Source organism: Streptomyces sp. 4F14 (assembly GCF_048159485.1).
Lineage (GTDB): Bacteria > Actinomycetota > Actinomycetes > Streptomycetales > Streptomycetaceae > Streptomyces.
Map to the genome: position 1 here is coordinate 38,988 of NZ_JBLRVY010000024.1, position 18,759 is coordinate 57,746.

General features: G+C 72.1%; 16 protein-coding genes. 7 read left to right on the forward strand and 9 right to left on the reverse strand.

Annotated elements, in window-relative coordinates:
* The first annotated feature begins 49 nt into the window (after nucleotides 1-49).
* From ACLZOT_RS33940 to ACLZOT_RS33965, 6 genes are all read left to right on the forward strand, one after another.
* Complete coding sequence (locus ACLZOT_RS33940) at nucleotides 50-463, forward strand: helix-turn-helix domain-containing protein (protein ID WP_416972984.1); 414 nt, start codon at nucleotides 50-52, stop codon at nucleotides 461-463.
* 13 nt (nucleotides 464-476) lie between these two features.
* Nucleotides 477-962, forward strand: a complete 486-nt coding sequence (locus ACLZOT_RS33945) for a ParH-like protein (protein WP_416972985.1) — start codon at nucleotides 477-479, stop codon at nucleotides 960-962.
* Nucleotides 959-2,122, forward strand: a complete 1,164-nt coding sequence (locus tag ACLZOT_RS33950; protein ID WP_416972986.1) for an MAB_1171c family putative transporter — start codon at nucleotides 959-961, stop codon at nucleotides 2,120-2,122. The genes ACLZOT_RS33945 and ACLZOT_RS33950 overlap by 4 nt, the downstream gene beginning before the upstream one ends.
* Before the next feature lie 81 nt (nucleotides 2,123-2,203).
* Nucleotides 2,204-5,017 carry an aminotransferase gene (locus ACLZOT_RS33955; protein WP_416972987.1) on the forward strand — a complete coding sequence of 938 codons (2,814 nt, stop codon included), beginning with the start codon at nucleotides 2,204-2,206 and terminating at the stop codon, nucleotides 5,015-5,017.
* The gene (locus ACLZOT_RS33960; RefSeq protein WP_416972988.1) at nucleotides 5,014-6,048 is read left to right on the forward strand and encodes a LacI family DNA-binding transcriptional regulator; all 1,035 of its coding nucleotides are present in this window, start codon (nucleotides 5,014-5,016) and stop codon (nucleotides 6,046-6,048) included. Before ACLZOT_RS33955 ends, ACLZOT_RS33960 begins: the two co-directional genes overlap by 4 nt.
* Nucleotides 6,049-6,137: 89 nt before the next feature.
* Nucleotides 6,138-7,103 carry an aldo/keto reductase gene (locus tag ACLZOT_RS33965; RefSeq protein ID WP_416972989.1) on the forward strand — a complete coding sequence of 322 codons (966 nt, stop codon included), beginning with the start codon at nucleotides 6,138-6,140 and terminating at the stop codon, nucleotides 7,101-7,103.
* Nucleotides 7,104-7,105: 2 nt separating this feature from the next.
* Here ACLZOT_RS33965 and ACLZOT_RS33970 read toward each other — a convergent pair whose 3' ends face one another.
* The 4 genes from ACLZOT_RS33970 to ACLZOT_RS33985 are packed head-to-tail and all read right to left on the reverse strand — an operon-like array spanning nucleotide 7,106 to nucleotide 11,541.
* Nucleotides 7,106-7,660, reverse strand: a complete 555-nt coding sequence (locus tag ACLZOT_RS33970; protein ID WP_416972990.1) for an SMI1/KNR4 family protein — start codon at nucleotides 7,658-7,660, stop codon at nucleotides 7,106-7,108.
* Nucleotides 7,657-9,345, reverse strand: a complete 1,689-nt coding sequence (locus ACLZOT_RS33975; protein WP_416972991.1) for an acyltransferase — start codon at nucleotides 9,343-9,345, stop codon at nucleotides 7,657-7,659. Before ACLZOT_RS33975 ends, ACLZOT_RS33970 begins: the two co-directional genes overlap by 4 nt.
* Before the next feature lie 10 nt (nucleotides 9,346-9,355).
* Nucleotides 9,356-10,987 (reverse strand): CocE/NonD family hydrolase, encoded by a 1,632-nt coding sequence (locus ACLZOT_RS33980; RefSeq protein WP_416972992.1) that lies wholly within the window; start codon nucleotides 10,985-10,987, stop codon nucleotides 9,356-9,358.
* Entirely contained in the window at nucleotides 10,984-11,541 is a 558-nt protein-coding gene (locus ACLZOT_RS33985) for a TetR/AcrR family transcriptional regulator (protein ID WP_416972993.1), read from the reverse strand. Before ACLZOT_RS33985 ends, ACLZOT_RS33980 begins: the two co-directional genes overlap by 4 nt.
* A 73-nt stretch (nucleotides 11,542-11,614) precedes the next feature.
* Between ACLZOT_RS33985 and ACLZOT_RS33990 the strand changes: the two genes are divergently transcribed.
* A complete protein-coding gene (locus tag ACLZOT_RS33990; protein WP_416972994.1) occupies nucleotides 11,615-13,120 on the forward strand; it encodes a carboxylesterase/lipase family protein in 1,506 nt (501 codons plus the stop codon).
* On the opposite strand, the gene ACLZOT_RS33995 is transcribed toward ACLZOT_RS33990, so the two are convergent.
* The 5 genes from ACLZOT_RS33995 to ACLZOT_RS34015 form a co-directional block, all read right to left on the reverse strand.
* The gene (locus tag ACLZOT_RS33995) at nucleotides 13,110-13,442 is read right to left on the reverse strand and encodes a hypothetical protein (protein ID WP_416972995.1); all 333 of its coding nucleotides are present in this window, start codon (nucleotides 13,440-13,442) and stop codon (nucleotides 13,110-13,112) included. The two genes, ACLZOT_RS33990 and ACLZOT_RS33995, sit on opposite strands and share 11 nt — an antisense overlap.
* A 15-nt stretch (nucleotides 13,443-13,457) precedes the next feature.
* Nucleotides 13,458-14,315 carry a DUF3592 domain-containing protein gene (locus ACLZOT_RS34000; RefSeq protein ID WP_416972996.1) on the reverse strand — a complete coding sequence of 286 codons (858 nt, stop codon included), beginning with the start codon at nucleotides 14,313-14,315 and terminating at the stop codon, nucleotides 13,458-13,460.
* A gap of 10 nt (nucleotides 14,316-14,325) precedes the next feature.
* Nucleotides 14,326-15,396, reverse strand: a complete 1,071-nt coding sequence (locus ACLZOT_RS34005) for a hypothetical protein (RefSeq protein ID WP_416972997.1) — start codon at nucleotides 15,394-15,396, stop codon at nucleotides 14,326-14,328.
* A gap of 88 nt (nucleotides 15,397-15,484) precedes the next feature.
* Complete coding sequence (locus tag ACLZOT_RS34010; RefSeq protein WP_416972998.1) at nucleotides 15,485-16,702, reverse strand: cytochrome P450 family protein; 1,218 nt, start codon at nucleotides 16,700-16,702, stop codon at nucleotides 15,485-15,487.
* A gap of 317 nt (nucleotides 16,703-17,019) precedes the next feature.
* On the reverse strand, nucleotides 17,020-18,723 hold the full coding sequence (locus ACLZOT_RS34015) for a cellulase family glycosylhydrolase (RefSeq protein WP_416972999.1): 1,704 nt from the start codon (nucleotides 18,721-18,723) through the stop codon (nucleotides 17,020-17,022).
* Between the last annotated feature and the right edge of the window lie 36 nt (nucleotides 18,724-18,759).

An 18,759-nucleotide genomic window follows, 5' to 3' on the forward strand; every position in this document is an offset into this window, starting at 1 on the left:
AGGTGAAGGCGTTCCCATGGAAGACCCATACAAGCTGAGGAGGCGGAACGTGAGCGACACCGCGACGACCCTCGCGGAGAAGATCGAGGCCCTCTTCCGCATCGTGCGGCGCCCCAACCGGGAGCAGTTCAGCCATGAGGAGGTCGCCCGCGCCTGCCGGGAGGCCACCGGGGAGACCTTCTCCGCCACCTATCTCTGGCAGCTGAGGACGGGCCGCCGGGACAACCCGACGAAACGGCACCTCGAAGCGCTGGCCCAGTTCTTCGACGTCCCCGTGGCCTACTTCTTCGACGACGACCAAGGCGCCGCGATCGCGCGGGAGCTGGAGCTGCTCGGCGCGCTGCGGGACGCGAAGGTGCGCAGCGTCGCGCTGCGGGCGGTGAACCTCTCGCCGGAGAACGTGAACACGATCAGCGACATGATCGACGTCCTCGCGCGCCGCGAGAGCCGTACCGACGACTGATCCGGGGAACGACGTGCGCAGCGACAAGCGCCTGTGGCAACGGTGTCGGAAGCTGGTGGACGGCCTCGACCTGCCGACACCCTTCGACACCGGCGCGTTCATAGCCAGGCTGGCCAAGGACAGGGCCCGGCCGATCGAACTCGTGCCGGTGGCGGCCCGCCCGCACCTGCCGTGCGGCCTGCTGGTCACCACCGACCACGCCGACCGCATCCTGTACCCCGCCGACACCACCCCCCTGCACCAGCGGCACATCCAGCTCCACGAGGTCGCCCACCTGTTGTGCGGCCACCACGAGACGTCCCCGGCGGCGGCCTCGGCCGTCGAGGTCCTGCTCCCGCACCTGCCGCCCGCCCTGGTCCAACGGGTCCTGGGCCGCACCGTCTACACGGAGCCGCAGGAGGAGGAAGCCGAACTCGTCGCCTCCCTCATCCTGAGCCGCGTGGCCACCCCCGACCCCGAACAGGCCCGCCTGCGCTCCCTGTTCGGCCCCGGCCGATGACGAACGCCACCGCCGTCCTCGCGGCCCTCCTCTTCCTCGCGTTCGCCGCCCACCGCCTCCTCACGACACGCGGCGCACGCAGAGCACCCGAACAGCGCGACGCGGCGGGCTTCGCGCTGTGCGCCGGCACGGCGATCCTCCTCAACGCCCCCGCCGTCACCGGCCTGTTGGACCGCCCGACCGCCGAGATCCTCCTGCCCTACCAGCTGAACACGGCGGCGGTCTCCTTCCTCACCCTCATCGCCCCCGCCCTCGACTCGGCAGCCCCCGAACCGGCCCTGCGCCGCCGCCGGATCCGCACGGCGCTCCTCGTCCAGGCCCTCGGCATCGGCCTGTTCCTCACCGCGCACGTCACCGTCACCGACACGGCGGTCACCCCCGCCCCCGGCCGCGCCTGGCTGCTCGCCGCGTACAACGCGCTCTTCGCCGGGTACGTCTGCTGGTGCCTGCACGTCATGGCCCGCACCCTCCTGGCCCGCACCCGCGGCATCCGCCCGGGCTCCCTGCGTACGGGGCTCCTCCTCGCGACCCTCTCCACGGCCACCGGCGCGCTCTGGGCGCTGTGGGCCCTCGACGACGTCGCCGCGAACCTCGCGCACGGCGGCCAGGCGGCCGGCGAGGACCTGGTCTCCACGACCCTCGGCATGATCACGGCCGTCCTCGCCACGGCCGGCGCGACCGCCACCCTCTGGGCGGCCCCGGCCCGCTGGCTGCGCGCCCGCCGGGCCCACCGGGCACTGGACCCCCTGTGGTCCGCGCTGTACGCGGAACTCCCCGAGATCGCCCTCGCCCCCCACCACCGGCCCCCCTTGCGGCAGGCGGAGTTCGCCCTCTACCGCCGGGTCATCGAGATCCGCGACGGCAGCCTCGCGCTGCGCCCCTACCACCGCCCCGAGGCCCTCGCCTGGGCCACCGAGGCGGCCTCCGGTTCCGACGACCGCGAGGCCGTCCTCGAAGCGGCGCTCCTCGCCGCGGCGCTGGCACACAAGCGCAGCGGACGGCCGCCCGGCACGACCCCCGCCTACCCGGCGCCCGCCGCCGGCCTGGAGACCGTCGAGGCCGAGGCGGCCTGGCTGACCCGCGTCACCCACGCCTTCACGGACGCCCGGCTCCTCGACGAGGCACGCACCCTCACGCCGGCTCCCGCTGACAGTCGTTGATGACATTGACGCCGGTCGATGGCGGTCCTACCGTTGCCGGAACGTTCCGGCACGGGGGTGTGCGCAGAAGTGGAGCACTCCATGACCCTCCCCGACGAGGACTGGCTGGTCCGCCCCATGCCCACGGTCGACGAGCCGGCGATCACCGCGCTGCTCGCCCAACGGTTCGGCGTCCAGGGAGACTTGCGCGACCTCGGCAGCCAGCAGGACCGCAACTACCGGGTCGGCGCGCACGTCCTGAAGATCGCGAACCCGGCGACGGCGGTCGGCGCGCTGCGCGCCCAGTGCGAGGTCGTCGAGCGGCTGGCGCGGGCACTGCCGGACGTACGGCTGCCCCGGGCACGCGCCGGTGCCGACGGGGACGTCATCCAGTGGCTGCCGGCGGGGGAGGAGCGGCTCGCCTGCCGGCTCCTCGACTACGTCCCCGGCGAGCCCATCATGGACAGCCGCTACCTCGCCCCCGCGGTGGTCGCCCGCCTCGGCGACCTCGCGGGGCGCGTCGTGCGGACGCTCGCCCCCGCCGGTCCGGTCGAACCGGAGTCGGGACGGCTGTGGGACCTGTCGTACGCCGCCGAGGTGATCGAGGCGCTCGCCCCACGCATGGCCGACCAGGAACGCGCCGCACGGGTCCTCGCCGCGGCGCGGGCCGCCTGGGCCGTGGTCGAGCCGTACGCCGAGCACCTTCCGGTGCAGGTGATCCACGGCGACCTCACGGACAACAACGTCGTCTGCGACACGGGCGCGGACGGCCGTCCGATGCCGGTCGGGGTCATCGACTTCGGCGACCTGGGGCCGGGCTGGGCGGTGTCGGAACTGGCGGTGACCTGTGCGTCGGTGCTGCACCACCATGGCGCTGGGCCGGTGTCGGTACTGCCCGCCGTGGAGGCGTTCCGCGCACAACGGCCGCTGTCCGACGTCGAGTTGACGGTCCTGTGGCCGCTCGTGGTGCTGCGGGCCGGCGTGCTGGTGGTGAGCGGGCAGTACGACGCGGCGCAGGACCCGGGCAACGCGTACGCGTCGGCCGCGCTCGACCGGGAGTGGGCGATGTTCGAGGCGGCGGTGTCGGTGCCGGTGGAGGTGATGACGGCGCTGCTGGTGGAGGGGGCGGAGGCCGGGGCGGTGACGGGAGAGCGGCTGCTGCCGGGACTGCCGGACGATGTGCGGGTGCTCGATCTCTCCGTGCACAGCGACGAGTTGCACGGCGGGCGCTGGCGCGAACCCGGCGTCGAGGCGCGGCTCGCCGACGGGGACGCGCTGACCCGGCACGGGGAGTTCCGGCTGACGCGGGCCGGCGGGGACACGTGCGCGCTCGGTGTCGACGTGTACCTGGAAGGGGAGTCGGAGGTACGGGCGCCCTGGGCGGGCACGGTCACGCGCACGGCGGACGGCGTCAAGCTCACCGGCGACGGTCCCGCCCTCTTCCTGAACGGCGTCGACCGCGAACCGGGCCCGGTGGAGGCCGGGGAACTCCTCGGAACCGCTTCACGACACCTCCACGTGCAGCTGAGCACCCTCCCCGAGGGCACCCCACCCCGCTTCGCCCCTGCCGAACTCGCCCCCGCCTGGCTGACGTTGTGCCCCGACCCCGCCCCCCTCCTGCTGCTCGCCACCCCCCACCCCGAACACCCCGACACGACCCTCCTGGCCCGCCGCACCCATGCCTTCGCCCCCGTCCAGGAGCACTACTACACCACCCCACCCCGCATCGAGCGAGGCTGGCGCCACCACCTCTTCGACACCGAGGCCCGCCCCTACCTCGACATGCTCAACAACGTCACCATCCTGGGCCACGGACATCCCGCCCTCGCCGACGCCGTCCACAACCAGTGGCGCAAGCTCAACACCAACTCCCGCTTCCACTACGCCTCCGTGGTCGAACTCTCCGAACGCCTCACGGAGTTGCTCCCCGAGGAACTCGACACGGTGTTCCTGGTGAACAGCGGCTCCGAAGCGGTCGACCTCGCCCTCAGGCTCGCCTGGGCGGCAACCGGCAGACAGGACACCGTCGCCGTCGAAGAGGCGTACCACGGCTGGACGTTCGCGAGCGACGCCGTCTCCACCTCGATCGCCGACAACCCCAACGCCCTGACCTCACGCCCGAGTTGGGTCCACACGATCGCGGCTCCCAACTCCTACCGGGGCCGTCACCGGGGCGAGGACGCACACCGGTACGCCCCGGAGGCCGCCGCGAGGATCGCCGGGATCGGACCCGGCGCGTTCATCTGCGAAGCCTTCTACGGCAACGCGGGCGGCATGCCCCTGCCCGACGGCTACTTGAAGCAGGTCTACGAGGCGGTCCGCGCGGCCGGCGGCCTGTGCATCGCCGACGAGGTCCAGGTCGGCTACGGCAGGCTCGGCACCCACTTCTGGGGCTTCGAGCAGCAGGGCGTCGTACCGGACATCGTCACCGTCGCGAAGGCGATGGGCAACGGGCACCCCCTCGGCGCGGTCGTCACGCGCCGCGAGATCGCCGACGCCTACCGCACGCAGGGCTACTTCTTCTCCTCGGCGGGCGGCAGCCCCGTCAGCTCGGTGGTCGGCCTCGCCGTCCTGGACGCGCTGCGGGACGAGGGCCTCCAGGCCAACGCCCTTGACGTCGGCGGGTACTTGAAGGAACGGCTCCAGCAACTCGCCGGACGGCACGAGCTGATCGGCGCCGTCCACGGCTCCGGGCTGTACCTGGGCGTGGAGTTCGTCCGCGACCGTACGACGCTGGAGCCGGCCACCGAGGAGACCGCCGCGATCTGCGAGCGCCTGCGCGAACTCGGGGTGATCATGCAGCCGACGTCGGACCGGCAGTGCGTGCTGAAGATCAAGCCGCCGCTCTGTCTGACGCGGGACGACGCCGACGTGTTCGTCGCGGCGCTCGACGACGTCCTCACGCACGGGTGGTGAGGAGGACGCCCGCCACCATCACCGACGTCGCCCGCGAGGCACGCGTCTCCAAGACGACCGCCTCGGACGCCCTGCGCGGCCACGGCCGCGTCTCGGAGCCCACCCGCAGGGCGGTGCTGGCCGCCGCCGAACGCCTCGGATACGCGCCGAACCGCAGCGCGCGCAGCCTGCGGACCTCGGTCACCGGGACGATCGCGCTGCACGTCCCGGAGTCCCTGACGAGCGCCGAGTACTCCATGCCGTTCGTGTTCGGCGTCACGGAACAGGCGGCGCGCGCGGGGCTGAACGTCACCCTGCTGCCGTCCGGCCACCTCCCGCACCGGGGCACGGTCCCGCAGGCCGACGGCGTGGTCCTGTGCGACCCGGTCACCGAGGACCCGGTCGTCGAGCAGCTCATGAACAGCGGCCTGCCCGTCGTCACCGCCGAACGCCACGTCGGCGACCGGCAGCCCACCGGCGTCGTCCGGCCCGACCACGAGACGTCGATGACGGAACTCCTCGACCACCTCCGTGCGAACGGCGCCCGCCGCCCGGCGTTCATCGCCTCCGACACCACCTCCGACCGGTCCACCACCCTCCGGTCGGCGCACGCCCGCTGGTCCGAGGCCCACGGCCTGCCCCACCTCGTCCGCAGCGCCCTCTCGGGCTCACCGCCGGACGTCCTGCGGGCCGTCGTGCGCGAACTGCTCGCCGAGACACCCGGCATCGACGCCGTCGTGTGCGCGGCGGACGGCGCGGCGGCGGCCGTCCTGCCCGAACTCCGGGCGGCGGGACGGCGCGTGGGGCACGACCTGCTCCTCGCCTCCTGCGCCGACAGTTCCGCGATGCGGACGGCGGAGCCCCCGATCACCGCGGTCGACCTTAGGCCGCGGGCCGTGGGCGCCGCATGCGGGCGCCTGCTCTGCGAGATCCTCTCGGGCGACACCCCGCCGGGCACGGTCCGTGACCTGCCCGTCGAACTCAACATCCGCGCCTCGACCCGTACGCGCCGCTGTGCTGTTCCCGTGCGCGACGTCGAGGCGGGCGACTGAAATTTTCGGTGATCGTCTCCGGATGGTGAGCCGGTCGTGGGCCCGGTACGGTCGTCGCAACACGTCGGCACACGGACTCTGGACAGCACATGCGCAACCGCGAACTCGGCCGCACCGGCCCGACCGTGTCGGAGATCGGCTACGGCGCCTGGGGCCTGGGCCAGGGCGCCTGGGTCGGCGCCGACGACGACTCCGGCGTCCGCGCCCTGCACCGCGCGCTCGACCTGGGCGTCACGTTCATCGACACGGCCAGGGCGTACGACCGCAGCGAACGGGTCGTCGGACGCGCGCTGCGGGAGCGTCCCGGAGACGACGTGTACGTGGCGACCAAGGCGGGCCCCAAGGTGCCGGTGCCCCTCGCGGCCAGCGGGCTCGACCCCATGGAGACCTTCCCCGGCGCGCATCTGCGGGAGAGCCTGGAGACGAGCCTGCGCGAACTCGGCCGCGACCACGTCGACCTGCTGCAACTCCACACGTGGGAGGACGAGTGGACCGGGCGCGGCGACCTCCTGGAGACCGTCGCCGCGCTCAAACAGGAGGGAAAGATCCGGCACTTCGGGATCTCGGTGAAGGACCACCAGCCGGAGAACGTCCTCACCGTCCTGCGCACCGGCGTCCTCGACACCGTCCAGGTCATCTACAACATCTTCGAACAGGCCCCGGCGGACGCCCTGTTGCCCGCCTGCGAGGAGTACGGCGTCGGCGTGATCGTCCGCGTGGCCCTGGACGAGGGCGCGCTCACCGGCACGGTCCGGCCCGGCGTCGCCTTCCCCGAGGGCGACTGGCGCAACTGGTACTTCCGGGAGGAGCGCCCGGCGCAGGTCGCGGGCCGAGTGGACGCGCTGGTCGCCGAGTTGGGGATCGAGACCGCCGAACTCCCCTCCGTCGCCCTGCGGTTCGCGCTCGCCGGGCAGGGCGTGTCCACGGTCATCGTCGGGATGCGCTCACTGGCCAACGTCGAGCGCAACGCGGCGATCTCCGGGCAACCCCCGCTGACCGCCGAACAGTTGACGCTCCTCGCGAAGCACCGCTGGGACAAGAACTTCTACAGCTGACCTCACCACTCCAGGCGGCCGTCCTCGACCTTGCCGTAGTCGCGCATCCCGTCCGCGAGGGAGTGGAAGTAGGCGGCCAGCGAGTCGTGGACGCCGAAGCGGTTCAGGTCGCCGTTGCTCCAGTCGCCCACCTTGCCCGTGGCGGTGTCGAGGAAGTCGCCGTAGAGCCAGTCGGTCTCCACGGCGAGCGGGATCCAGTCACGGTGCCAGGTCAGGCACGAGGGGTCCGGGTCGGGGGACGGCTCCATCTCCTCGTACCCGGAACGCGTCTGATGGACCCTCACCATCTGCTCCAGGGACAGGAGATGCCAGCCGGAGGACAGGAACCTGCCGTCCCGCTCGGCGAGGTGCCTGTCGGCCATGCGGACGCCGTCGTTGGTGAGCAGCCACGTCCACAGCTCCTGCGGGAAGCGCACGCCGAGCAGTTCCTCGGCGTCGCTGATCTCCTTCGGGCGGGCCGGAGGGCGCAGGGACGCGGCGTTGCGGGGAGCGTGCTCGCCGAGCCAGCCGGTGACGCGGCCCCACGCCCGGCGGACGTTCTCGGCCTCTTGGTTCATCGCGGTGCTCCAGCGGGTTCGGGGCGGTGGACGCCGCGCGGGCGGTAGCCGAGGGTGTCGGCGCGGCCCGTCAGGTCGGCGAGGTACCAGATGATCGCGAGCCACATCTCCGTGCCCTGGAGGCCGGGGTCCGAGGCGGCGAACGCGAAGCCCTCGCCGTCCCGCCAGCGGGGGAGGACCGCGTCGAGCTGACGGCCCGCCCAGGCGCGTACGTCCGCCGAGCGGTAGCCGTCGAGTTGGCGGGCGCACAGCCACAACGGGTGGGCGACGTCCAGGACGTTGCACGCGTTGTCCCGGCCGGGGCCGAAGTGGCGGGGATCGCGGGAGTGGTCGAGGACCGCGTCCACGACCCGCTCCGCATGCGGCACCGGCAGACCGAACTGGGCGAAGGAACCCCGGGTGAGCCGGTAGTAGCCGTTCACCACCTGGAGCCGCCCGGTGTCGGGGGAGGGGGTGCCCCACATGCCGGTCCACGGATCGGCGCGGGTGAGGAGCCAGCCGAACAGGGCCTCCAGAGAGCCGGGTCGAACGCCGTCATGCCGACGTATGTTCCAGTGCGCGGCCGTGGCCCACGCGTCGATCCACGCGCCGGCACCCCACGCGCCGTCCCGCCACGGCAACCCGTCGAGACGCTCGGTGAGTTGACTGGCCGTCATGTCCTGTACACCGCGCACCGGTTGGGGGAAGGCGGACCCCAGCAGGTCGAGCGCGTACCCCACGGACAGTACGTGGTACAGCGCGGAACCGTCCCCGACGAACCCGTCCGCCTCGGGCACCGGCACGGCCTCACCCAGTTCGGGCACGAGCCCCGTCACCGGATCCTGCGCCCCGGCGAGCCGCTCGACGTGCTCCTCCACCGTCAACTGCTCCGGCACCGACCCCAGCAGCAGATCCGCGATCTCCACGGCGTCGCAGTGCGCGCGCAACGTGGGCGCGGCCCCGGGCCGGTCGACGTACCGGCCGCCGTCCCAGCAGCGTCCGATGACGTCGGCGGCCTGAGCGCGAACGGTGTCGGCGAACCGGGCGAGCGGGTCGGCCTGAGAAACGCCCGGCGCGGCTCTTTGCGCGACCCCGTTCACAACCCCCTGCGAGGCCCCCTCGACAGCAGTCCCCTTCACCTCCGCCGTTTTCGCATCCCGCCGATCTCGCAGCGGCCGCGCCGGATTCCCCGCCGCCATCGTCCACGCCGGCAGATCCTTCGTCACCACCGCCCCGGCCCCGACGACGCAGTGATCCCCGATGCTCACTCCGTCCACCACGACGACGTGCGACCCGATCCACACGTCGTCCCCGACGGTGATCCCCCGGCTGGTCAGCGGCTGCCGGAACACCGGCCGGTCGGGCGCCATGGAGTGGTTGAAGCCGAGCAGCGACGTGTGCGCCCCGATCCGCACCCCGTTTCCGAGGACGACGTTTCCCCGCACCGTCGCGTACGGGTTGACCGTGCAGTCCGAGCCGGTCGTCAACTCCCCGGTGACATAGGCGTGCGCGGCGATGTACGAGTCGTCGCCGAGCCGCAGCCGGTCGGGGAACACGGCCGCCGACCCGGCGACGTAACACCGCTCCCCGACCACCGTGTCCCCGCCGATCCCGGCCTGCCGCTCGCGCTGGGCGGCACGCTCCTCGTCGTCGGCCTCCGCCGGGAACAGCCAGGGGCAGTGGTCGAAACGCCGTTCTTGATCCACGGGAGGAACGCTAACCCGGAGAACCCTCGCTGGAAAGGGGCATCACCGGCAGAACGACGGCCGACGGACGTTCCGGATCGTGGAAGACGAGCTGGTCGGCGACGCGCAACGCCCGTGCGGTGGCCCGGGGTTCACCGGTCCCCGGATTGCGGTTGAAACGCGGGAAGGACCCGCTGGACACCTGCACCCGGATCCGGTGCCCGGCCCGGAACCGGTACGCCGTCGGCCACAACCCCACCCGCGCACACGTGAGTTCATCGGCCCCCGTCAACCCGGCCAGCCCGTCACAGACGTTGGAGGACCGTCCCTCGGCGTCGACGTCGCAGAGCCGTACGAAGACGTCCGCGTAGGGCAGGCTGGACCGGAACCAGATCTCCGCGCCGACCTCGCCGATCACCTCGACGTCCGTTTCCAGCACGGGAGTTGTGTACGTCAGGACGTCCGCCCGGGATTCCAGGGGCGCCTGGTCGACGGCGCCGGACGTGACGCCGAACCCGAGCCGTACCCCGCCGACAGCGGGCGTCGGGTCGCCGGGGTCGTACCGGTAGCCGTCGGGCTTCGTGTCGCCCGGCGGCTCCCAGGCGAGGGCGCTGTCCGCCTGGAGGTGCAGGCGCCGGGGTGTGGACCCCGGGGGCGGCCAGGCCGGGAAGTCGCGCCACTCGCCCGAGCCCATGACGTACAGCCGCACCGGCGCCCGCTCGGCCGGTTGGCGGCCCTCGGCGAGGTCCAGGCCGAAGCCGAGGGCCTCGCCGAAGCCCACCGGGCCCATGCCGGGCGAGGTGTGCGTCCAGGGGCCGACGGTGAGGCGGTGGCCGGAGCCCTGGAGCGCCTGGAAATCGCGGAGTTGGCCGGGGAGGAAGATGTCGTACCAGCCGCCGACGCTGCTCACGGGCACGGGGACGTCCGCCACCCGGTCCCGGTGGTCGAGGGCGTGCCAGAACGGGGAGTCGGAGTCGTGGGCGAGGATGTCCTGGAGGTAGTCGTAGCGGCGGCCGATCGCCGCGTGGTCGGCCTTGTTCAACGGCAGGGTGTGCAGGGCGCGTCGGAGTTTCTTCCCGCCGAGCATCATGCGCGGCATCGCGAACCGGCGCTCCTGCCCGGCGACCTGGACGCCCCAGCCGAACGGGGCCTCCAGGGAGAAGCCGTCCGCGCGCAGGAACTCCAGGGTGAGCGCCGACTCGGTGACCAGCGGGATCATCGCCTTGACCTGCGGCGGCAGGGCGTCGGCCACCGCCCACTGGACGAAGCCGAGGTAGCTCGGGCCGTACAGGATCATCGACTCGCCGAACCAGGGCTGCCCGATCACCCAGTCGAGGGTGTCGAGGCCGTCCTCGCGTTCGCGGCGCAGCGGGTCGAAGGGGCCGTCGGAGCCGAAGGTGCCCCGGGTGCTCTGGACGAGGACCTGGAAGCCGCGCTCGGCGAGCGGGCGGGCCATCGAGGTGCCGAAGAGGCCCGCGCGGCCGTAGGGGGCGCGGATGAGGGCCGTCGGGAGGCCGGAGGTGCCCGCCGGGTGCCAGTGGTCGGCGAGCAGGGTCGCGCCGTCGCGCATCGGGACGCGCAGGTCGCGGGTGACCGTGAGGTCGCGGGTGCGGGGCGGGGGGAGGCGCAGGGCGCGCTGGACCAGGTGGCTGGTGAGGTTCATCGGGGGGACCTCCTGAGGAGGGTGGTGAGGTGCAGCAGGCGGTTCGCCAGCTCCTCGGGGTCGAGGGGGTCGGGTGCGTCGATGATCCAGTCGTTGACGATCGTGCCGGTGCCGCCGGTGATGAAGGACTTGATGTCGTCGGCGGTCGTCGCGTCCAGGTCGCCGAACGCTTCCCGCAGGCCGTCCGTGCTGATGAGGCTCGCGAAGAGGCGGTTGAGGGCGCGGGCCATGGGGAAGGCGCAGGAGCCGGTGAGCAGGGCCCGGTAGAAGGGGCGGTGCCGGGCGAAGTGCCGGGCCAGGGTGAGCATGCGTACGGCGTGCGGGGCGCTCTCGTCGCCCACCTCGGGGAGGACCTCCCGCTCGACGAGGTCGGCCGCCGCCGCGACGAGGAGGCCGTCGCGGTCGCCGAACTGGAGATACACGAGCTGGCGGCTGACCCCGGCGGCGTCCGAGAGGTCCGCGACCGGGAGCGCGGTGGTGCCGCGCTCGGTGACCAGCTGGACGGCGGCGGTCATCAGGGCGGCGCGGTTGCGGAGGACGCGGCGGTCTTGCATGGGACCGAGAGTAGACAGATGTCAAAAACTAGGCAACTGTTAAATCGAAAGGCTTACCGAAGGGACCTCTCCCGTGCCCGATCCCCTGTTCCCCGAAGTCCGCACCACCTCCGGCCCCGTCCGAGGCCGGACCGAATCCGGACTCGCCGTCTTCCGAGGCATCCCCTACGCCCGGCCCCCGCTCGGCGAACTCCGCTTCCAGGCCCCCCGCCCCCCGCTCCCCTGGACCGGCACCCGCGACGCGGCCTCCTTCGGACCGCCCGCCCCGCAGGACCCGAGCATGGCCGCCCGGTCCGCCGCCACCGGCATCTTCGCCGAAACCGGCGACGACTGGCTCACGGTGAACGTGTGGACCCCCGCCCCCGACCCCGCGGCCCGCCGCCCCGTGATGGTGTGGATCCACGGCGGCGCCTACAAGACGGGCGTCTCCGGCAGCCCCGGCTACGACGCCCAGCACATCGTCCGCGACGGCGACGTCGTGTTCGTGTCCCTCAACTACCGCCTCGGCGCGGAGGGGTTCGCGCACATCGAAGGTGCCCCCGCCAACCGGGGCCTCCTCGACCAGGTCGCCGCCCTGGAGTGGGTGCGCGACAACATCGCCGGGTTCGGCGGCGACCCCGACCGGGTGACGATCCTCGGCGACTCCGCCGGCGCAGGGTCCGTCGCCGCCCTCATGGTCATGCCGAGCGCCGCCGGACTCTTCCGGCGAGCCGTCGGCCAGAGCCTGCCGGGCACGTACCTGTCCGCCGCCCTCGCCCGCGACATCGGCACGGCCCTCACCACCGAGGCGGGCGGCGACCTCGCCGCCGTCGACCCCCGCGAACTCCCCGCGACCGGACACGCCGTCGAGCAGAAGATGCGCCTCTACGAGGACCGCTGGGGTGCCTTCGCCCACACCCTCAGCCTCTACTCACCCGTCGTCGACGGCGAGATCCTTCCCGTCACCCCCTGGCAGGGACTCGCGGACGGCGCCGGACGCGACATCGACCTGATCGTCGGCCACAACCGCGACGAATGGCGCACGTTCCTCCTCCTCGGCGGCCTCTTCGGCAAGGTCACCGACGACCTCGCGGCCGAGACCGTACGCCGCTTCGCCCCCGACCCCGACGCCTACCGCGCCGCCTTCCCCGACCTCGGCGCCGAGGACCTCTTCGAACAGGTCCAGTCCGACTGGTTGTTCCGCATGCCGGTCCAGCACCTCGCCGAGGCCCAGACGAAGGGCGGCGGTACGGCCTACCTGTACGACCTCGCCTGGCAGTCCCCCGGCATGGACGGCCTCCTGCGCGCCTGCCACGGCCTCGACGGCCCGCTCCTGTTCGGCACCTACGACGCCCACCTCGGCCCCGCCGCCATCGGTCCCGACCACGCGCCCGCCGCCCGCCTCCTCACCGCCCAACTCCGCACCGCCTGGACGTCCTTCGCGACGACCGGCGACCCCGGCTGGCAGCCCTACGACACGGAACGCCGCCTCACCCGCGTCTTCGACACGGACCCGGCCGTCACCCCCTACCCCTTGGAGACCTCACGCCGCCTCTGGCAGGACCACCGCTTCGAGGCCCTGCCCCTCCTCACCCCGTGACGACCCGCCGGTCCGCGAGCGCCGCCACCTCGCTGAAGTACGCCCGGAACAACGCCTCGTCGGCGGGCGGGATCTCGAAGGACGGCGAGGTCGAGTACCAGAACGCTTGCCGGTCGGTGCCGTAGAGCGCTGCGCCGGGATCGCGGACGGAACCGATGTACAACTTCCCCGGCTTGGCCGGCTTCTTGTAGAGGATGGTCGCCCCGAGCCAGCGCAGCGGGATCCGGAAGCTGTCGGCCGGGGTCGCCAGGGAGAACTGCTCGAAGATCCCCCGGTCCACACGGAGATGGAGGTAGTCGTAGTCGAACGTCAGTGGTTCCATGCGGGTGAACGTACCTCAGACCAGCAGGACCACTCCCGTCGCCGTCGCCCCCGCCAGCACGGCGAACACGAGGAGGACGAACGGCACTTCCCGCTTCTCCGACCGGCGTGCGGCCGCGAGGTCGAGGGTGAAGTCGGCGGGGTCCGCGGGGGTGTAGTGGACGGTGACGTCACGGCCGTACGCGGTGGCGGGTTTCGAGATGCCGGACGTGCAGTGGGCCGTGACCGTCTGGCCGTCGAAGGTCGTGAAGGTGACGACCGGCGTGATCGTGGTCATGGTGCCGCCCTCGGAGTCCTCGCTGACGTCCTTGAGGACCGCGGTCACCTTGCCCGGCACGGCGACCATCAGGGCCAGCCGCTCCACACGGCGCGCGCTCGCGCGGACAGCGTCAGGAACGTACGCCAGACCCATCACCGCCCACAGACCGCAGAACCCGACCAGGGCCCAGGGCCACGCGCGGTCGACCGCGAGGTACACCACCGCCCCGGCGTAGATCAGGAACACCGCGAAGTTCGGCCAGCCCAGGCCCCGGCCGGGATCCGTGGGAGCACTGGAGAAGCGGTACGCGTGCGGCCTGCCGCGCGGATGGCTGACCTCGATCTCCCGGCCCTCCCACGCCGCCGTGATCATGTCCCCGCGCTCGCCCTCGTTCGTGACGGTGACCGACTCGCCGGTCTCCGGCTCCACGTAGGAGACGACGACGGACACCCCGTCCCGGCGCGAACCCCCGTGCCGCGGCTCCCTGACCCGCTCGATCCGCCCCGTCGTCCGGACCGTCCGCTGCGCCTTGGTCACTCCGGCCAGCGACCTGCCGTACCCGGCCAGCGCGAGCACGCCCAGCACCGCGCACCACCACGTCAGATACCCGCCCATACGCCCTCCCTCACCGTACGACCTCGCCCTTCCCGTCCGCCTCCAGCGAGTTCGTGCCCCCGCTCCCGGTCGCCGTGACCTTGAGCGTGACCGAACCGGTGACGCCCTCGGCCGTGAGCTGCCAGGTACGCGGCGAGCCGAGCCCGGACCCCGCCTCCTCGACCAGCGCGGGGACGCGGTCGAAGGGCAGGGACCGGGGATCGAACCCGGCGGCACTGTCACTGGGGGAACCGGGGGAGTAGACGACCGTCAGCAGCCGTTCCTGTACGACGACGGTGATCGCCTTGCGGTGGTTCCCCTGATCCAGCGACTCGACCGACCGGCGCAGTTGGCCGGGGTCGAGCATCGACTGATTCGGACCGAGGGCGACGGTGCCCGTCGAGGTCGTGACGGTCGACGTCGTCGACGAGGAGGACGACGAGGACGACGTCGTCGGCTTCGCGGGGGAGTCGGAGTCGAACAGGTCCCCCCGGAACCCGTACACCACGACCCCCGCCCCCACCAGCAGCGCGATCAGCGTCATGAGACCGACCGCGCACCCGTCCCTGGGGTTGCTCTCCAGCACGGGGCCCGGCACCGAGTCCAGCCGGGCCGTCGCCGCCCGCTCCTCCCACTGAGGCGTCGGCCGCCTCACGATCCGCACCTTCCACGGCCGGTCCGGCGGATACGACACCACCACGACGCCGCCCGGCCGGTAGTCGGGCAGCTCGGCGAGGTTGACGTCCTGCCGGAACCGCACCCGCCACGCCGGCGCGTCGTCCGGCACGACCGAGACCTCGAACTTCACCGGCACATCGCTGGTCTCCCCGCCGACCGCCTCCCGGCTCTCGATCACCGCGAGCGCCGTACGCGGGACGACCGCCGCGTCCCGGGCCCGGCCCGGCGCCCCGGCGAGCAGGACCAGCAGGCCGTAGAGGGCCGGCAGGACCAGCGAGCCGACGATCAGCGGTGCCCGTTCGAGGATGCACCCGACGACGAACGCGGCCAGCGACACCCCGATGACACCGCCCGTCAGCACCCCCCGGACGAGGTCCAACGGCGAGTCGTGCTGAGGCGGCGCCGCGCCCCCGGTGATCGTCATGGGCCGATTGTGCTGGTTGCGGGTGACGTCCGACAGACCTTCCGAAGAAGGAAATGTCATCAGTACGTCCCGATGCCGGGTCCGGGGCCTACGCCGGGTTCCCGAGGTGCACCGGGAGCTCCTGGTGGCCGTTGCTGATCAGCGAGGCCAGCGGGCGGAGTTGGTCCGGCGGGACCGCGAGACGGACGTCCGGGAAGCGGGCGAACAGCTGACGCAGGGCCTCCGTCACCTCCAGGCGGGCCAGCGGAGCGCCCAGACAGAAGTGCGCGCCGTGACCGAACGCCAGGTGCTCCTTGTCGGCCCGCGTGATGTCGAAGACGTCCGCGTCCGTGCCGTGCAGGTCCGGGTGACGGTTCGCCGCGCCGTACGACGCGAGGATCGGCTCGCCCCTCGCGATCGTCGTGCCGTCGGGCAGTGCGAGGTCCCTGAGGGCGTAGCGCAACGGCAGGTGCGTCACCGCGGGTTCCAGGCGGAGCGTCTCCTCCACGACGTCCTTCCAGCCGCACCGGCCCGCACGGACCAGGGCCAGCTGGTCCGGGTGCGTCAGCAGCAGCGTGATCGCCTGGTCGATGACGTTCACCGTCGTCTCGTACCCCGCGCTCAGCATCAGCACCAGCGTCCCGAGCAACTCGTCCTCGGTGAAACCCGTGCCGTCGTCGTCACGGGCCGCGATGAACTGCGAGGTGAGGTCGTCGCCGGGGGCCTCGCGCTTCGTACGGACCAATTCCGCGAGCTTCTCGTACAGCAGCGCGGTGTTGGCCTGCGCCTGCTCCGAGGTGAGCGTCGTGTCGAACACCCCGTCCACGACCTCACGGAACCCGTTCGCCCGCGCCGCGGGAACCCCGAGCAGATGACTGATCACCGCGATCGGCAACGGATACGCGAGCCGCTCCCGCAGATCCACGACCTCACCCCCGACCGGCAGCGCACCGACCAACTCCCCGACCATCCGCTCCACGGTCGGCACCAGCGCCCGGATCCGGAACCCCGTGAACGACGGCGCGACCAGCTGCCGCAGCCGCCGATGATTCCCCCCGTACGCGGTGAACATGTTCTCGACGGCCACCCACAACGCAAGCGGCCACCGAGCCACCACGTCACCGAACTCGGGCCAGTGCGCCCGAGCGTCCTTCGACACATCAGGATTGGTCAACAACGCCTTGAGCAGGGCGGGTTCGGACACAGCCCAGACCTCCACCCCGAGAACGTCCACCCGAGTCACCGCACCCCGCTCCCGTAACACCCGATGCTCGACCTCCCGCCGCGCGCCTGTGGGATCAAGCACGTACGCCGTTTGCTGCTCCACGAAGCTCTCCTCACCTCGGACGACACCTCTATGACAGGGCACGCGCCGAGACTGTGACGGCTGTTGGGAGAAAGGGAGGCCTAATGTTGCGACGTGCAGACCTACCAACTGCTGCACCGGTCGGCTCCACTGGACACCGGCGGCCGGGCGGGAGGCCGATGACGAGAGGTCCGGGCAGGGGACGGCCGGTGCCGCTCTCGCGTATGTCGGCTACCTGGACGGGGAGTTGGCCGGGGAGCTGCGGGCCTACCTCTTCTGGCTCGAAGAGCGTCGCGTCCCCGGCGCTGCGGAGCGGCTGCCGGTTTTGTGACGCCCTCTCAGGCGGTGCCGGTCACCGTCCCTCCCGACTTGAGGACGTGGTACGTGATTGTCGCGCCGCTCCAGAAGTGGAACGTCAGCGTCGCCCGGGCGTTGTCCCGCAGGGAGTTGACGAAGTCGGCGGTGAGCTTGACGGAGTCGGACGTGTACGCCGTGAAGGCGCTGTCCCACTGCTGGTACGGGGTCCAGTTGGCCGGGCCCGCGTTGGTGCCGTCGTCGTACCTGGCCTCCATGGTGGCGAGCTGGTCGCCCCGGAACTGGGTGGGGATGGTCAGACCGCCGGTGTTTCCGGAGGAGTCGGCGAGCACCGGGGTGTCGTAGGTGACGATGTCGATGCGCCAGGGGACGCCGCGGGAGAAGCGGGCCTGGAGGGTGGCGTTGAGGCCGTACGCGCGGTTGCCCGCCAGCTCCGTCAAGGCGGTTGCCGTGAGGGTGAGTTGGTTGCCGGTGAGGGTGTAGTCGCGGCCCTGGAGGAGGTTGCGGGAGCCGGCGCGCAGGCCCTGGAAGTTGGTCGTGTTGGGGTTGAGGGTGATGGTCTGGGCCGTGATCGGGGCCGACTTGGGGACGAAGACCTGGTCGGTGGAGGCGGTGCCGGAGCGGGTCGTCCAGCTCGACCGGATCTGCGCGAAGAGTTCGGGGTCGCGCCACTGGAGGGTGTTGCGGTTCAGGAACTGGCCCGCGTCCCACAGCATCGTCGTCAGTTGGCGTTCGCGCGCGTAGTTGCCGAGGAGTTCGAAGTACTTGCGCACCTCGCCGCGTTCGATGATCCCGGGCCGGTTGTGGTCGTAGGCGAGGAGCGCGTACTCGCCGATGATGACGGGCACGCCGTGCGCGGTGAACGTGTTGTACGCGCGGTCGAACTGCCCGGTGAGATCCTGCTCCGAGGTCACGTCGAAGCGCGTGTACCCGGCGATGTTCACGCTGAACGGCCACCAGCCGTAGAAGTGGATCGTCGTCGCGATCATCGGGTCGCGCAGCGCGGTGAGTTCCCCGGCGAGCGCGTCCAGGCGGCCCTGGTCGGAGTTGGTGTAGAGGGTCGGCAGGACGAGCAGCCGGTTCGTGTTGCCGCCGCCGGACGCGCGGACGACCGTGTGGAAGGCGCGGTTCAGCTCGGCGAGGAGCCGGTAGTTCTCGTCGTCGCCCGAAGTACCGGTGAACGTCGGCTCGTTGACGCTCTCGAACACCAGCCGGGGCGAGCGGTCCCGGAACGCGGCGGCGAGCTGCGTCCAGGTCGCCGTGTAGCGGGCCAGCACGCTGTCGTGGGCGGTGGGCAGGGTGTTGAGCCACATCCACGAGTCGTGGTGCATGTTCAGCATCACGTACAGGTTCTCGTCGAGCGCCCAGTCGACGACCTGCCGGACCTTGCCCAGCCAGACGGGGTCGATGGTGTAGCCGGGGGCGCCGCCCTGGTGGCCGCTCCAGGTGACGGGGAGTCTGATGCTGCGGAAACCCTGCGACTTGACGTGCTGGAGAAGGGCCCGGGTGACGGGCGGGTTGCCCCAGGACGTCTCGTCGGGGATCGCGTCGTACGTGTTGCCGAGGTTCCAGCCCGGCTGCATCGCCGCGACCGCGCTGCGGGCGGCGGGGGAGGCGGGCGGCGGCGGGTCGGCCGCGTGCGCGGTGGCCGGCATCAGGGGGAGCAGGAGGAGGGCCAGCAGGAGGGCCGCGAGCCGGGGCAGGGTTCGCCGGCGGATGAAGTCCATGTGCACCTTCCGGACGGTGGGGGTGCGGGGCCTGCC

What these genes read in the sequence shown, in the direction of transcription:
- ACLZOT_RS33950 (WP_416972986.1), top strand. Translation starts at nt 959, where the DNA reads ATGACGAACGCCACCGCCGTCCTCGCGGCCCTCCTCTTCCTCGCGTTC.
- ACLZOT_RS33965 (WP_416972989.1), top strand. Translation starts at nt 6,138, where the DNA reads ATGCGCAACCGCGAACTCGGCCGCACCGGCCCGACCGTGTCGGAGATC.
- ACLZOT_RS33995 (WP_416972995.1), bottom strand. Translation starts at nt 13,442, where the DNA reads ATGGAACCACTGACGTTCGACTACGACTACCTCCATCTCCGTGTGGAC.
- ACLZOT_RS33980 (WP_416972992.1), bottom strand. Translation starts at nt 10,987, where the DNA reads ATGAACCTCACCAGCCACCTGGTCCAGCGCGCCCTGCGCCTCCCCCCG.
- ACLZOT_RS34005 (WP_416972997.1), bottom strand. Translation starts at nt 15,396, where the DNA reads ATGACGATCACCGGGGGCGCGGCGCCGCCTCAGCACGACTCGCCGTTG.
- ACLZOT_RS33985 (WP_416972993.1), bottom strand. Translation starts at nt 11,541, where the DNA reads ATGCAAGACCGCCGCGTCCTCCGCAACCGCGCCGCCCTGATGACCGCC.
- ACLZOT_RS34015 (WP_416972999.1), bottom strand. Translation starts at nt 18,723, where the DNA reads ATGGACTTCATCCGCCGGCGAACCCTGCCCCGGCTCGCGGCCCTCCTG.
- ACLZOT_RS33955 (WP_416972987.1), top strand. Translation starts at nt 2,204, where the DNA reads ATGACCCTCCCCGACGAGGACTGGCTGGTCCGCCCCATGCCCACGGTC.
- ACLZOT_RS33970 (WP_416972990.1), bottom strand. Translation starts at nt 7,660, where the DNA reads ATGAACCAAGAGGCCGAGAACGTCCGCCGGGCGTGGGGCCGCGTCACC.
- ACLZOT_RS34000 (WP_416972996.1), bottom strand. Translation starts at nt 14,315, where the DNA reads ATGGGCGGGTATCTGACGTGGTGGTGCGCGGTGCTGGGCGTGCTCGCG.